7 protein-coding genes and 4 pseudogenes are annotated in these 15073 nt (G+C 69.8%); 3 read left to right on the forward strand and 8 right to left on the reverse strand.

Features of this window, described 5'->3' with window-relative positions:
• Positions 1-122: 122 nt before the first annotated feature.
• Entirely contained in the window at positions 123-299 is a 177-nt protein-coding gene (locus ABZ078_RS42565; RefSeq protein WP_356583918.1) for a hypothetical protein, read from the forward strand.
• Positions 300-391: 92 nt separating this feature from the next.
• On the opposite strand, the pseudogene ABZ078_RS42570 reads toward ABZ078_RS42565, so the two are convergent.
• The 3 genes and pseudogenes from ABZ078_RS42570 to ABZ078_RS42580 all read right to left on the reverse strand — a co-directional run.
• Positions 392-622: pseudogene (locus tag ABZ078_RS42570) on the reverse strand (DUF899 family protein); the annotation flags it as partial.
• A gap of 25 nt (positions 623-647) precedes the next feature.
• Positions 648-980, reverse strand: coding sequence for a metalloregulator ArsR/SmtB family transcription factor (locus ABZ078_RS42575; protein ID WP_356583912.1), 333 nt, complete (start codon positions 978-980; stop codon positions 648-650).
• Positions 977-1474 (reverse strand): SRPBCC domain-containing protein, encoded by a 498-nt coding sequence (locus ABZ078_RS42580; RefSeq protein WP_356583913.1) that lies wholly within the window; start codon positions 1472-1474, stop codon positions 977-979. The genes ABZ078_RS42575 and ABZ078_RS42580 overlap by 4 nt, the downstream gene beginning before the upstream one ends.
• Positions 1475-1894: 420 nt before the next feature.
• On the opposite strand from ABZ078_RS42580, the gene ABZ078_RS42585 reads away from it, so the two are divergent.
• Both ABZ078_RS42585 and ABZ078_RS42590 read left to right on the forward strand, forming a co-directional pair.
• Positions 1895-2089, forward strand: a complete 195-nt coding sequence (locus tag ABZ078_RS42585; RefSeq protein WP_356583914.1) for a hypothetical protein — start codon at positions 1895-1897, stop codon at positions 2087-2089.
• A gap of 169 nt (positions 2090-2258) precedes the next feature.
• Positions 2259-2690, forward strand: a pseudogene (locus ABZ078_RS42590) (substrate-binding domain-containing protein); the annotation flags it as partial.
• A 107-nt stretch (positions 2691-2797) separates the two neighbouring features.
• Here the strand turns inward: ABZ078_RS42590 and ABZ078_RS42595 are convergent.
• From ABZ078_RS42595 to ABZ078_RS42615, 5 genes and pseudogenes are all read right to left on the reverse strand, one after another.
• A complete protein-coding gene (locus ABZ078_RS42595) occupies positions 2798-3040 on the reverse strand; it encodes an alpha-amylase (protein ID WP_356583915.1) in 243 nt (80 codons plus the stop codon).
• Between the two features lie 480 nt (positions 3041-3520).
• A complete protein-coding gene (pulA, locus tag ABZ078_RS42600; RefSeq protein WP_356583916.1) occupies positions 3521-8812 on the reverse strand; it encodes a pullulanase-type alpha-1,6-glucosidase in 5292 nt (1763 codons plus the stop codon).
• 110 nt (positions 8813-8922) lie between these two features.
• Positions 8923-11985: pseudogene (locus tag ABZ078_RS42605) on the reverse strand (alpha-amylase family glycosyl hydrolase); the annotation flags it as partial.
• A gap of 215 nt (positions 11986-12200) precedes the next feature.
• Positions 12201-13580, reverse strand: a pseudogene (locus ABZ078_RS42610) (alpha-amylase family protein); the annotation flags it as partial.
• Positions 13581-14007: 427 nt separating this feature from the next.
• Positions 14008-15057: a LacI family DNA-binding transcriptional regulator gene (locus ABZ078_RS42615; protein ID WP_356583917.1), complete on the reverse strand. Its 1050-nt coding sequence runs from the start codon at positions 15055-15057 to the stop codon at positions 14008-14010.
• Positions 15058-15073: the final 16 nt, after the last annotated feature.

Raw genomic sequence — 15073 nt, forward strand, 5'->3', positions numbered from 1 at the left:
GGCATCGCGACCCGCTACGACAAGAAGCCCGAGAGCTACCTCGCCGGACTCCATCTCCGCGCAGCGACCATCTGGATCAGCAGTTTCCTGAAACCATCGATCACAACTGAAGACAGCCCCTAGTGGCGCACCTGCCCTCCCCGATCGCGGACGCCGTGCTGAACGCGGCACGGCAGGCATACGACAGCGGCTTCACCGCCGTGGCGGTGATCGCGGCGTTCGGCCTGGTCGTCACCGCGTTCGTGGCAGCCGTCCTGCTACGGCCACGTGAGGTAGGGCAGCCGGCTGCCGAAGTTTGACGGGTGAACCGGCCAGGCAGATGGGCTCGGTGGCCGACGGGGGGCTCCGCCCTTTCCCTTGTGGCTCCGCAACCAGGGCGCGACATGGCGGATTCGAACGCCTCGAGCAGGGTGACCGGCCCGTCGGGCCCGGTCAGTCCGAGGTCGGCGGGCACCTCGACCATGGGTAGACGCCGCCGGGCCGCGGCGATCGCGTCGCCTTCCCGGGTATGTGCCTTCTCGCGGATCCGCAGCTTGTCCACTTCGGCCTCGAAGGTGGTGCGGTCGGCCGTCGGCGGCTGTGCCGGCGCGCGGTCCGCCGTTCTGCTGTCGTACTCCGTCATGATCTTGTCCGATCGTCGTAGTCGGTCACTCGGCCGTGTCGGGGGAGGGGCGCTCCGCCAGTTCCTTGATCTGCAGCAGACGGGTCTCCCAGGAGCGGCCGATCCGGTCGAGTTCCCGGGCCAGTGCGCCGAGCCGGGCGCCGACGGCGACGTAGACGACTTCGCGCCCGTGCTGCTCGGACTCGACCAACCCGACCTCACGCAGCACCTCCAGGTGCTTGCCGATCGCCTGCCGGCTCACCGGCAGGACCCTGGCCAGCGCGGACGCCGACATGGGGCCCTCGCCGAGCCGGGTGAGGATCTGCCAGCGCGTCGGGTCGCCGAGCGCGGCACACACGGTGGGAAGGGCGGTGGTCACGAATGCCCCATCGCGTTCGGCGCGATCTTCTCGACGAACGCCTTCGCGGCTTGGAGTTCGGCGAGCCACCCGTTGTCGTTGCCCTCGCGCTCCTTCAGCCACGCGGCCGGGTCGTCGGCGAGGCGGGAGAACCCGCTCTCCACGACGCGCAGGGTCACTCCGCCCCCGGCGCGCTCGTCGATCCAGAACTCGACCAGGGTCGAGGGCGTCGACTCGTCCCGGAACGGGGTTCCGACCCAGAGGAACGCTGCGTAGCGCGGCTTGTCCAGCTCGACGGTCCGGAACCGGAACTCGCCCAGCGAAGGATGACGCACCACGGCCACCTCCCCCTCGTAGCGCAGGTCCGGCTCGGCCTCGACTGCGCCGTCGTTGACGTACCAACCGGGCCGCACGACCAGCTCCCATACCCGCTCGGCCGGGGCGTCGATGTCGATCTGCCGCGCAATCCGGTCGAGCTCGGCCAGCTCCGCGGCTGTGTAGGTGGCGTCGGTCATGGGCTTCCTCCCTCGCGAGTTGCTGTGCAACTCAACGGTTGCACAGTGGCCTGTCGAATGCAACCGTCGGGTTGCAGGTGGGGAGTCGACCCGGCCGAATGCGCGCGCAGGGCAGAGCAGAGCAGGGCAGAGCGTCCAGGTGCTTTTCCGCTACTACGCCAAGTTCCTCGCTGAGGCACGTCATCACGCGAACCGTCTGATCGAGGACTCCATGCGGCGGTGGGGCGAGTACGAGGACGCGGCGGAGGGTGTGTCGGCCCGGACTTGGCCCGGAAACGGTCGGCGCCCCGGAACAGTTGGTCAGAGGTGGGATACGGGCGCCTGCTGGGTATCTGCCCTGGTCAGGCGCCCTTTCTTGTGCCTCTGGAAGAAGCCCAGCTTCTTCGGCGAGTACGACACCAGCAGGTTCTTCGTCTGCTGGTGGTCCACCCGGCACAGTGGCCTGGCCAGGCAGAACGAGCGCCGACTTCGGTCCGCCGTCGGTCCTACCACGTCGAAGGGCTCGCCGAGCGCCGGGAGTTCTTCGAGACGCTGCCCGTACGGCGCCGGGCGGACGGGCTGGTGATCATCGCCCTCTCCCTGGCCGAGCGGAGATCAGCCGCCTGGGAGCCCTGAACATGCCCGTCGTGGGAGCGAGTACCGACCTCGGCGACCACCCCAGCGTCGGCATCGACGACCGGGCCGGAGCGGGCAAGGCCGTCAGGCACCTCGCCAACCTCGGGCATGAGCGGATCGGTCTGATCCGGGCGACCGACGAGAAGGCGTCCACCGGGGTGTCTCGCAGCGCCGACTGGACGGCTGTCTCGCGGTCATGGAGGACTGCGGCCTGCCCGTACAGGAGGGCGCGGTCGTCTCCGCCCCCTGGGGTATCGACGGCGGCGTACAGGCCATGGGGGAGCTCCTCTCCCTGCGCACTCCGCCGACCGCGGTGTTCGCCGAGGCGGACGACATCGCGGCCGGCGCCCTGCGGACCCTGCGCCGCGCAGCCGTCGACGTGCCCGGACAGATGTCCCTCATCGGCTTCGACGACAGCCCGATCGCCGACCTTCTCGACCTGACGACCGTCGCCCAGTCCGTCTACGAGCAGGGGCGCATCGCCGGCCGCATGCTCGTGGACGCGGTGGAACAAGGCGCGGTCGCCGAGCCGCAACAGCGTCTCGACACCCGCCTGGTGCTGCGCGGCACGACCAGCGCGCTACGCCGCACCACGTCCTGATCCGCGGCCGATCCGACCTTTGGACGTGCGACCGGAAAGCATGACGCGAGTGCGCCGCCCAGCAGGAGCTGGGCGGCGCCAGAAGGTCGGAACCCTTCGCGGTGCGGTCAGGTGTCGCCATCGCTGTCGCACAGGACGGCACCCAGGACCTCGTTGCCCTGCGTTCCGCGCCCAGGGAAGGTGATCAGGGCGCCGGGAGCCGCCGTTCGGCAGGGGACCTCGGTTCCGTCCAGGTAGACGATTCTCAGGGTGTAGGTGCTGGAGCAGTCGTTGCTGGCGAAGGTGTAGCGCCAATCCACGGTGAGGTGTACGCAGTCGGGTGCCGTGATCGGCTCCTGTGTCGATCGCACGGACTCCCGGGACTCTGCCGCCTGGGGTGCGGCGGACGCCGCCGTGCCGGACGTCGCTGCGCAGAGAGCCGCCGTCAGGGCTATGAAAGTTGAACGCACGATCTGCATTTCGGGCTCGTTCCCTTCATTCTGTGAACGTGTGCGCTCAGCGTAGGAGGTCGTGAAGAGGGTGTGAAAAGTTTTGCGGCATGTTTCGCAAGTTCATGGAACCTCTTTCACTCCTCGGTGTTCAGGTACAGGTGCCGTGAACATCCAGGTCAGGGCGGTTGTCTGCGGATCGGGCGTCGCGGCCGGGGGCTGCCGCGCCCGCGGCGAAGGACCAGGGCTCACACCTGCCACCAGCACGTGGGGCGATCGACCGGCGACGCCGGCGATGCGACCGAAAGTGATCGGCGGTTCACCGCACGCGGCAGTTCCGGGCGGAAAACAGAACGTTCCCGTGCCGGTCGGCCCGGCACGGGAACGTCGTGAACGGTGGGGTCAGCGCTTGAAGACCGCCACGGAGCGGCCGGGTACCTCGAAGGTGCCCGTGCTCTTCGTGTACGTGGCCTCCTTGACCACGCGGTCCGCACCGGAGGCCTGCACCGGATGCAGCCGGTAGGTACTGCCGCTCAGTTCCGTCACCTGCTGGGACTGCGGCTCGGCGGTGGCGTTGAACACCACCACCAGATCACCGAGTTCCATGGTGATCACGCCGGGTGTCTCCTCTTCGCCGGAGAGCGGGAAGGACAGCGCCGACTGCACCTGAGCGGCCGTGTCGAGGGAGAACGCCTTCTCCGTCGTACGGATCCTCAGCAGGTCCCGGTAGGCGGCGGAGGTGCCGTTGATGGCTTCGCACCCCGGGGTCGGCACCGAAGCCAGGAGCGGCTTGGCGTACGGCCACTTGGACTCGTTGTCCGCCGCCGGCGGCAGGCCCCGCCCGAACCCGTTGCCGTCCCGGCAGTCCCAGTGGACGGCGTTGTACCAGTCGCCGCTGTCGAAGGAGTTGCGGTCCAGCGACTTCGAGCGCAGCAGGTCGGTGCCCGCCTGGGACAGGGCCGGGCCCTGTGACAGGGCTGCCGTCGCCAGGGCGAGGACCTGCATCCGGCCTCGGTCGGCGGCGGAGGTGTCCGCCGGGAGTTTGTAGGCGAGGGCGTCGTAGAGGGTCTCGTTGTCGTGGGCGTCGGCGTAGGCGAGGGCGTCGCCGGGTGCCTGCGCATAGCCCGCGGGGCTGCCGTTGTAGTCGACCTCGGCGCCGGTGACCTCCTTGCCGCTGGTGTCGGTGAAGCGGTACTGCGCCAGGTTCCCGCTCAGCCCGACCTTGATCAGGTCCTGGTAATGCAGCAGCCGGGCCCTGCTCTCGGCCGGAGTGCCGTTGGCGTCGGAGGAGTTGGGGTCGGTGTAGAGGCCGCTCGCGAAACCCTGCACCCGCGGGTCGGCTTCGAACGCGCTGCCCCCGCGCACGGCGTCGCGCGCACGGTCGGAGAACGTGGCGATGCCGGTGCCGGCCATGTTCTGCTGCGTGGCCTGGACGAAGCGGGCGTCGTCGGCGACCTCGCCGAAGTTCCAGCCCTCGCCGTACAGGATGATCTTCTTGCCGTCGACGCCGTCCTCGGCGAGGGTCAGCTCGTCCAGGGCCTTCCTGACCGCGAGGATGTTGGCCTTCGGATGGTGGCCCATGAGGTCGAAGCGGAAGCCGTCGACCTTGTACTGCTTGGCCCAGGTGACGACGGAGTCGACGACCAGCTTGCCCATCATGGCGTGCTCGGTCGCCGTGTTCGCGCAGCAGGTCGAGGTGGCGATGGCGCCGTCGGCGAGGAGACGGTGGTAGTAGCCCGGAACCACCTTGTCCAGGACCGAGGTCTCCGCCTGGCCGCCCGCGACGGTGTGGTTGTAGACGACGTCCATGACCACCCGGAGGCCGTCCCGGTTCAGCGCCTGCACCATCCGGCGGAACTCGACGGTGCGCCGTGCCCCGTCGGGGTCACTGGCGTACGAACCCTCGGGAACGGTGAAGTGGTAAGGGTCGTAGCCCCAGTTGTAGGCGTCCTTCGCGGCGGTCTTCGCCACGCACTCCTGTTGGCGGTCGGAGTCGGGGGCGTAGGAGGGCAGGTCGCATCCGGGTGTCTGCCGGTCGGCCGTCTTCTCCGGCACCGTCGAGTAGTCGAAGACCGGCAGCAGGTGCACATGGGAGGTACCGGCCTCGGCCAGCGCGCGCAAATGCCTGCTGCCCGCGGAGTTCCTCCTGGTGAAGGCCCCGTAGGTGCCCCGCTCGGCCGCCGGGACGGTCGAGTCCTCGACGGAGTGGTCACGCACGTGCAGTTCCTGGATCTGCGCGTCCTTCAGCGGAACGGCTTCCGGCTTGTCCAGCGTGCCCCATCCCGCGGGTGCCAGGGATCTGTCGCCCAGATCGACGACGAGGCTGCGGGCCGAATCGGCGGTCAGAGCCACCGAGTACGGGTCGGTGACCTTGTTGGTGACGATCTTTCCGGCCGCCGGCGCCCACACCGTGACGGCGTACCGGTACGGCTTGTTCTTCCACGACGGTGAGCCGGTGACGGACCAGACACCGGTGTCGTGGTCGCGGTGCATGGGGATGCGCCTGCCGCCCAGGTCGAGGGACACGCTCCGCGCGGTGGGGGCCCACACGGACAGGGTGGGCCGGCCGTTGCGGAAGACCGGCCCGAGCTCGGCGTCCCGCGCCGCGCCGTACAGGTCGTCCAGCACGCCGGGGAGCTGCACGCCCGTCGCGGCGAGCAGAGCCCCGTCGGTGGCCCGCTGGGTGGCGATGACCTGGCCGCGCAGTGCGGTTCGGATCCGGTCGCGGTCCCGCGGGTCGACGGTGAAGGCCGGATAGTCCTTGAGGTGCGGGTACCTGATCTTCTGCTGGTCGGTGAGGGTCGTCGGCGTCAGCCGGAGCCAGTGCCCCTCGTGGGACAGGGCGCCGTCCACGACGGTGAGGCCGCCCTCGGGCGCGTAGACGAGCTGCTGGCTGGTGGCGTCGGTGGCCTTCACCCGCCACACCACGGTGTCCGAGTCGATCCACTGGGCCTTCGAGGTTCCGAGGTCCAGGTCCGGAACGGCGCCCACGGTCGGCAGCAAGTAGCCGCTGTCGCCGCCGATGAGCCAGACGTCCTTGCCGTGGGAGGCGAAGTCCAGGGACCGGTCGCTGGGGAGATCCTTCTCGTCTCCCTTGTGGACGATGTAGCTCAGGGACTTCGCGCCGTCGGCCAGGGGCACCTCGAAGGTCACTCCGAAGGCGTCCTTGCCGACCGGTTGCAGCGGCTTGGCCCAGTCCGTCGGGTTCGCGGCGCCGCTCCAGGTGTGCAGGCCCCAGCCGTCGTAGTCACCGTCGGCGCGGTGGTAGTGGATGACGGCCTTCTTCTCGTCCTGCGGCGGGTACGCGCCCTCGGGCGCCGTCACCGCCTGCCCGTCCTCACCCTGCTCGATCCACACCTCGCCGGTCCGGGCGACCTCGACCGTGCGCTGCGGGCCGTCGGCGGTGCCGTCCTTCTCGACGGTGTAGGTCACGTCGGCGGCACCGTCGTCCAGTTCGATCCAGGCGAAGGCCCCGTAGGCGTCACGCCCCGTGAAGTCGGCTGTGCCCGCGGACGACTTGAGCTGCCAGCCGTCGTAGTCGCCGTCGGTGCGCCGGTAGTGCACCACGGCGTAGTCGCGGTCCACAGCGCCCGGCCTCGGCTCCGCCGGTGGCTGTCCGGCGGTGGTCGTGGCGGTGGTGCTCGCGGTGCGTCCGGCGCTGTCGATCACCACGGCCTTGTAGCGCAGAGCCGTCCCGGCCGGCACGGTGTCCGCCAGATGCTGCGTCACCCGGTACGGCGCGTGGTCGGCCGACCCCAGCGTGCGCCACGGCCCGTTGCCCACCTGCGCGGCGAACACGACGCGGTTCAGCTGCCCGCCGTCCACGTCCGCGCTGATCTCCACGTCGCCGGTGGCGCCCGCCGCGGGAGCCTTCAGCGACACCGACGGTACGGCCGCGGGGGAGCCCAGCCGCTTCGCGGCCTTCAGCACCACCGCCGACAGTCCCGGCACCTCCACCCTGATCTTCTTGTCCGCGCCGCTGGTGACCCGAGCCGACGACCCGTACATCCCGCGGAAGTCCATCCCCGCCGAGTACGTCGCGACCTCGACCGTGCGCCTCCGCTCGGCGTTGTTCACCGCGACGACGTACTCGACCTGCTCCCTGGCCCCGGTGCGCGAGAACGCGTACACGCCCGGTCCGTCGTCCGCGTACCGCTCCTGCTGCACACCGTCGCGCAACGCCGGATGCCGCTTGGTCAGCTTCGACAGCGCCGCGATCGACCGGTACAGCGGATGCGTCGTGTCGTACGCGTCCGACGCGTGGGTGCGCTCGGTGCCGATCAGGCCGTCGTCCAGGTAGTCCGCCACCCGCGACGCGAACATCGTCTGCCGGGCGCCCTTGTCGCCGCCCGGGCCGGTGAAACCCTGTTCGTCGCCCGAGTAGACCACCGGGTTGCCCCGGGACAGGAACAGCAACTCGTGCGCGAACCGGTCGCGGCGCAGCAACTCGGCGTCGTCCGCTCCCGGGTTGTCCTGACGCAGGAAGCTCCCGATCCGGCCCATGTCGTGGTTGCCGAGGAACGTCACCTGCTCGTAGGCGTTGGCCTTGTCGGTGGTGTAGCGGTAGTCCTGGCCCAGGACGGCGGAGAGGGCGCTCGCCGACTTGCCCTGGGAGGCGTAGCCGCGGATGGCGTTCTGCAACGGGAAGTCGAGCGTGGCGTCCAGCCGCCCCTGCGTCACATACGGCGCCGTGACGGACGGGTCGGACGAGAGGGTCTCGCCGAAGACGAAGAAGTCTTCGCGGCCCTGCTTGGCGGCGTAGGCGTCGATCGCCGTGGCCCACCGGGTCCAGAAGGGCATGTCGACATTACGGACGGTGTCGACGCGGAAGCCGTCCACGTCGAAGTCCTTCACCCACCTCTGGTAGATCCTCTCCAGACCCTTGACCACCTCCGGGCGCTCCGTCCACAGGTCGTCCAGGCCGGTGTGGTCGCCGTGGAGCCCGCTCTCGCCGACGAAGGTGGAGTCACCCCGGTTGTGGTACATGGTGGGGTCGTTCAGCCACGCGGGGACCTTGCTGTTCTTCTCCGACTCGGGCACCTCGGGCGTGTACGGGAAGGCGTCCCGGTCGACCTCGACCCCGCTCATGCCGGAGCTGTCGTCGAAGGGGCGTCCCTCGGTGTCGAGGTAGGGGTGGGCGCCCTTGGAGCGGTAGCCGTACTGCTTCTCCGCGGGGGTGACGGTGTCGGCGGTGTGGTTGGTGATGACGTCGAAGAAGACCTTCATGCCCTTGGCGTGGGCCTTGTCGATCAGCTCCGCCAGCTCGGCGTTGGTGCCGAAGTGCGGGTCGACCTGGGTGAAGTCGGTGATCCAGTAGCCGTGGTACCCGGCGGACTCTCCGCCGCCCTGTACCGGCTTGTTCTTGAAGATCGGCGCCATCCAGATCGCGGTGGTGCCCAGCCCCTTGATGTAGTCGAGCTTCTTGATCAGGCCCTTGAGGTCGCCGCCCTGGTAGAAGCCCTTGTCCGTGGGGTCGAAGCCCGTCGTGGTCCGGTCGCCGGTGAGGCCTCCGCGGTCGTTGGCCGTCGAGCCGTTGGCGAACCGGTCCGGCAGCAGGAAGTAGGACTGCTCCCGGGTGAGGTCGTGGCGAGCCGGTTCGGCGGCCAGCCGGGCGTCGGACGGCGGGGCGGGCGGCCGGGGCGCCGCGTTCGCCGGCAACGCCGTGCCGAGCGTCGTCGCCAGCAGGGTGGTGATGACGGCCGCGGCGGTGCCGCCGGTCGCGCGGGCGCTTCGCCTTCTTCGGCCTGTGCGGTCCGTGGGATGGGTGGAGGGGGCGATCACTCGGTGGATCCTTCCGGTCGGTCTGCGACGCGCACGCTGGTGGCGCCCAACAGGGCACCGCTGTCCGTCCGCTGTGTGGCGATGAGCTGCGGCCCCGCGAGGGCCTGGTCGACGCGGTCGCGGTCCCGGGGGTCGACACGGAACGCCGCGGCGTCCGCGAACTCGGGGTACCGGGCCTTCTGCGCCTCGGTCAGCTCGGTCGGTTCGAGCCGCAGCCAGCGGCCCTCGTCCGACAGAGCGCCGTCCTCGATCGTCAGGCCGCCCTCGGGGGCGTACACCAACTGCTGGCTGGCGACGCCCGTGCCCGCACCCGCCCATACGACGGTGTCGTCACCGATCCAGGTGGCCTCCGAGCGCGTGAGGTCGAGGCCGAAGGCCCCGCCCAGCGAGGGGGCCAGATAGGTGGGGTCGCCCGACACGCGCCAGACCTCGTGCCCGTACAGGGAGAAGTCGAGGGCCTCGTCGGTGGTGATGTCCCTCTCTTCCTTCTTGTGGAAGACGTAGCTGAGCGTGGGCGCGCCGTCCTTCAGCGGGACCTCGAAGACAAGGCCGAAGGCGTCCCGGCGGACCGGCTGGACGGGGTCGTTCCACTCCGAGGGGTGGGCCGAGCCGGTCCAGGTGTGCAGCCCCCAGCCCTCGTAGTCGCCGTCGGGCCGGTGGTAGTGGAGGACGGCCTTCGTGGTGTCCTGGGGCGGGCCGGTGTCGCGTGGTCTGTCCGTGCGGACCGTTTCACTGCCCTCCTCGGTCCACACCTCGCCGGCCACGGCGAAGTCGACGGAGCGCTCCGGGACGTCGGCGACACCGTCCTTCTCGACGGTGAACCGGACCGGGCCCGTGCCGGGCGGAATCCAGGCGAAGGCCCCGTAGGAGTCGCGCCCCGCGAACGGCGCCGTCCTGCCGTCGGAGGTCCGCAGCACCAACCCGTCGTAGTCGCCGTCGGCCCGCTGGTGGTGGACGACGCCGTAGGTGCGCCGCACCGTGGGCTTGCCGGGGGAGGGTGGCTGTCCGGCGGTCGTGGTGGCGATGTCAGCGGCGGTGCGGCCGAGGCTGTCGACCACAACCGCCTTGTACCGCAGGTGAGTGCCCGCTCCGACGGTGTCGGGGAGGTGCTGGGTGACCCGGTGGGGCGCGTGATCGGCCGAACCCAGGGTCGTCCAGGGACCGTCGCCGACCTGAGCGGCGAACACCACCCGGTTCAGCTGACCGCCCGAGACGTCGGCGGAGACCGTCACATCACCGGTGGCTCCCGGCTCCGGCGCCTTGAGCGTCACCGTCGGCGGCACCTCCGGTGCCGGCAGCGGGCGCTCGGCCTTGAGCACCACCGTCGACAGCGCCGGGACAGTCACCTCGACTCGGCCGGCGGCGTCACCGCGCGAGGTCGCCGAAGTGCCGTACACGCCTTGGAAGTCCGTCCGTGCCGAGCCGGTCTCCACCTCCACCGTCCTCGCCGCGGGGGAGTTGTTCGCCGCCACCAGGTACTCGACCCGCTGCTCCGGGTCCGTACGCGAGAACGCGTACACGCCCTGGCCGTCGTCGGCGTACCGCTCCGTCTGCACCCCGTCCCGCAGGGCCGGATGGCTCTTGGTCAGCCGCGACAGCGACGCGATCGCCCGGTACAGGGGATGCCCCTCGTCGTAGGCGTCCGACGCGTGCGTACGCTCCGTCCCGATCTGGTCGTCGTCCAGATAGTCGGCGGCCTGGGAGGCGAACATCGTCTGGCGGCTCTCGACGTCGCCTCCGGCACCGGTGAAGCCCTGTTCGTCGCCCGAATAGACCACCGGATTGCCGCGGGACAGGAACAGCAACTCGTGTGCGAACCGGCACCGTTCGAGCAGTTCGGCGTCGGGGGCGCCCGGGTTGTCCCGGGCGATGAAGGCGCCGATGCGGCCCATGTCGTGGCTGCCGAGGAAGGTCACCTCGCCGTAGGCATTGGCCTTGTCGGTGGTGTACCGGTAGTCCTGCGCGAGGACGCGGGAGAGATCCGTCGCGGGGCCGCCCCTGGAGGCGTAGTCACGGAAGGCGGCCTGCAGCGGGAAGTCGAGTGTGCCGTCGAGCCGGCCCCGCACCAGGTACGGGGCCATCACGACGGGGTCGGCGGAGTACGCCTCGCCGAACACGAAGAAGTCGGGTCGCCCCTGCTGGGCCGCGTACGCGTCGAGTGCGGTGGCCCACTGGGTCCAGAACTCCATGTTCACGTTCTTGGCGGTGTCGACGCGGAACCCGTCCACGCCGAAGTCCTTCACCCATGTCTCGTAGATCCGCGCCATGCCCTCGACCACTTCGGGACGCTCGGTCCACAGGTCGTCCATGCCCAGGAAGTCGCCGTACAGGGCGCTCTCGCCGGCGAAGGTCGAGTTTCCGCGGTTGTGGTACATGGTGGGGTCGTTCAGCCAGTCGGGCACCATGCGGTCGACACCGCTGCGGGGACGCGGCGTGTAGGGGAGACCGTCGGCATCCACCGGCCGCATCCCCTCGCTGTCGTCGAAGGGGCGTCCCTCGGTGTCGAGGTAGGGGTGGGCGCCCTTGGAGCGGTACCCGTACTGCTGCTCCGCGTAGTCGACGAGGTCGGCGGTGTGGTTGGTGATGACGTCGAAGAAGACCTTCATGCCCTTGGCATGGGCCTTGTCGATCAACTCCGCCAGCTCGGCGTTGGTGCCGAAGTGCGGGTCGACCTGGGTGAAGTCGGTGATCGCATATCCGTGGTAACTGGCCGACTGGTGGCCGTCCAGGGTCTGCACCGGCCGGTTCTTGAAGACCGGTGTCATCCATATCGCCGTGGTGCCCAGCCCTTTGATGTAGTCCAGCCTGTCGATCACCCCCTTGAGGTCGCCGCCCTGGAAGTAGTGCTTGTCCGTGGGGTCGAAACCGGTTCGTGTGCGGTCTCCGCTCAGGCCGCCCCGGTTGTTGGCCTCGGAGCCGTTGGCGAACCGGTCGGGAAGTAACAGGTAGAACTGCTCGCGGGAGGGCGCGGGGCGGGACGGTTCGTGCGCCAGCGCCACGTCGGACGGAGGATCGGGGGCCGTGGCGGCGGCGGGGAAGGAGTCCGTGGCGGACGCCGGGGACACGGCGGACGGCAGGGCGGTCATCGACGGGACGAGCAGGGCGAGGGCCAGAGCTCTGGCGGTTCTTCGCCGGGGCGGGGACACGGTCACGAAGCCTTTCTCCTCAACGGTCTCATACGGAAACGCCCGTGATTCGCGGGCGACTTGGGCAGGCGCAGGTCCGCACCGCACACCGTCGTGCCGCGGCGTGCGGTGCGGTTGCTGCCGCTCTCCCCGGGGCGACGGGGTCGTCGTCCTCAGCCGCAGGCGGTCGCGCCCGTGTGCAGGGCGAGGGCGGTGTTGGCGCCGAGCGTCGCGGTGAACTGGCCGGAGCCGTTCACGGTGACGGGCTGGTTGCTCTGTACGTCGCAGTAGGTGCCCGCGGGCAGCGACGTCTGGAAGGTACGGGTCAGAGCGGACGACTCGTGGTTGATGGCGACGTAGGCATTGTCGCCACGGCCGAACGCGATGGCGTTGTTGTCGTTGTCCCACCAGTTGGTCACGGCGGCGTCACCGGCGGTGTTGCGGAACCCGACCATGCTCGCGATCTCGGGCCAGGCGTGCTGGCACTTCCAGCCCTCGGTGTAGCAGGCGTTCACCTGACCGTCGCCAGGCGGACCCGCGTCGGGGTCGCTGAACTCGTAGCCCGACTGGACGTCCGGTGACCCGTAGGGCCAGGCCAGCATGAACACATGCGCGAGGGTGTAGTTCGCGCCGTCCTTGTAGTTGAGCGTGGCGCCGCTGCGTTCGGTGTCGTGGTTGGCGACGAACACGGAGGCGGTGGCGCTGGGGAGGTGGCCCCAGCCCGCACCGAAGTTCTCCAGGTACGCCAGCTTCTCGCTGTTGAAGACCCTCTTCAGGTCCCGGCCGTAGCTGAACTCCTGGACGTCCCCGGTGCCCGTGTACTGGCTGGGCTGCACGGCCTCACCGGCGACGCCGATGGTCTCCTGCTTCCAGTAGACGTCGGGGTCGGTCAGCCTGGACTTGATGTCGCTCAGGTCCGCCGGGTCGATGTGCTTGGCCGCGTCGATACGGAGACCGTCGACGCCGAGCGAGAGCAGGTCGTTCATGTAGCCGGCGATCGTCTTGCGGACGTGCTCCTCGCCGGTGTCCAGGTCGGGCAGTCCGCCGAGTTCGCAGTGCTGGACGTGCCAGCCGTCCTGGTAGTCGGTGATCGACGCCGTGCAGTCGTCCATGTCGGCCGCCGCATACGTGCCGGGGTAGTCGTACTTGGAGAAGCTGGAGCCGGCGGAGCCCGTTCCGGAGCTGTTCGCCATGTGGTTGATCACCGTGTCCGCGACGACCTTGACTCCGGCCGCGTGGCAGGTGTCCACCATGGACTTGAAGGCGGTCCGGTCGCCGAGCCGGGTGCCGATCTTGTAGCTGACGGGCTGGTACGCGGTCCACCAGGCGGCACCCTGGATGCGCTCCTGCGGAGGTGACACCTGGACGTACCCGTACCCGGCGGGGCCGAGGACGTCCGTGCACGCCTGGGCGACGGAGCTGAACTTCCATTCGAACATCACTGCCGTCACGTCTTTGTCGCCGGGGGGCGCCGCCGGTGCGGTAACCGGCACCGCGACGACCACAGCGGCTCCCGCCACGAGGGCGAGTGCAGCGGCCACGGTCTTGTGGGCCATCGTTCCTCCTGATCCACCAGATGCGGACGAGAGGCCTCACGCAGCAACGCGCCGTGCCCGACAGGCCTTTGACGGTTTTTGCTGAAACACAGCAGAAACTCTTTGCAGACGAGACCGTACGAGCCGCTGTCGCATCGGTCAACCCTCTGCGTCGAGACGCGCAGTGGTTTACGTGGATCCCCAAATCTGCTGGCCTGCAGGCAAGTTGATGCGTTGCAACCCTTTTCGCAACCGTTGCAGTCGTGTTACGTTCAATTACCGCCCGGTTCGGCGGATCGGAGACCCGGACAACTGACCGGGTCCACGCGCCCGGTCCGCCGGACCGGACCTCCGGCCGAGGCTCCGCAGCCTTCGCGCCGCCCCGCAGCCCCGACCAGGGCCGGCTGCGGAGCCTCTCACCGGTTCCTTCGCGGCCCGTCCGTGGCGGTCATCCGTGCCGTCGCGCCGTGGAACCGCGCACGACGAGCTCCGGCTGGAAGACGAACTCGGTGCGCTGCACCGGGTTTCCGCCGACCTCCTCCAGCAGCGCGCCCACCGCGGCGGTCGCCATCGCCTGCACCGGCTGACGCACCGTGGTGAGCGGCGGGTCGGTGAAGGCGATCAGCGGGGAGTCGTCGAATCCGATCACGGAGACGTCACGCGGCACGTGCAGGCCCCGCTCACGCACCGCGCGGATCACGCCCAGGGCCATCAGGTCGCTGCCGCAGATGATGCCCGTACACCCCTTGTCCAGCAGCGCCGATCCGGCGGCGTGGCCGCCCTCCACCGTGAACAGGGTGCGCTCGACATGCCGCTGGGCTTCCTCGGCCCGAGTGCCGCAGAAGGCGTGCACGGCGGCGGCGAAACCCTCCACCTTGCGCCGCGACGGCACGAACCGGGTGGGACCGACGGCGAGTCCGATCCGCACATGGCCCAGTTCGGCCAGGTGACGCACCGTCATGCGCACGGCGGACCGGTCGTCGGCGGAGACGAACGGCGCCGTGATGTGCTCGTTGTAGCCGTTCACCAGCACGAACGGCACCTTGCGGGAGCCGAGTCGGTGGTAACGGGCGGGGTCGGCCTTCGTGTCCGCGTGCAGGCCGGACAGGAAGACGATGCCGGTGACGCCCCGGTCCTCCAACTGCTCCACGAGCTCGTCCTCGGTGGATCCGCCGGGCATCTGTGTGCACAGCACGGGCGTGTACCCGTGCCCGGTCAGCACCTGCTCGATGACCTGGGCGAACGCGGGGAAGATGGGGTTCGTCAGCTCGGGGATGACCATCCCGACCAGGCCGGCGCTGCGCTGGTGCAGCCGCACCGGCCGCTCGTAGCCGAGGACGTCGAGTGCGGCCACCACGCGCCGCCGGGTGCCGGGCGCGACGCCGGGCTTGCCGTTGAGCACCCGGCTCGCCGTGGCCTCGCTGACACCGGCCTGGGCGGCGATGTCGGTGAGCCGCGGGGCCCAGATCTCGATCTTCCCGAGGGTGGAGGCGTCCATGAACGCCACCCCCTCA

This window comes from Streptomyces sp. NPDC006385, assembly GCF_040612485.1.
GTDB lineage: Bacteria > Actinomycetota > Actinomycetes > Streptomycetales > Streptomycetaceae > Streptomyces.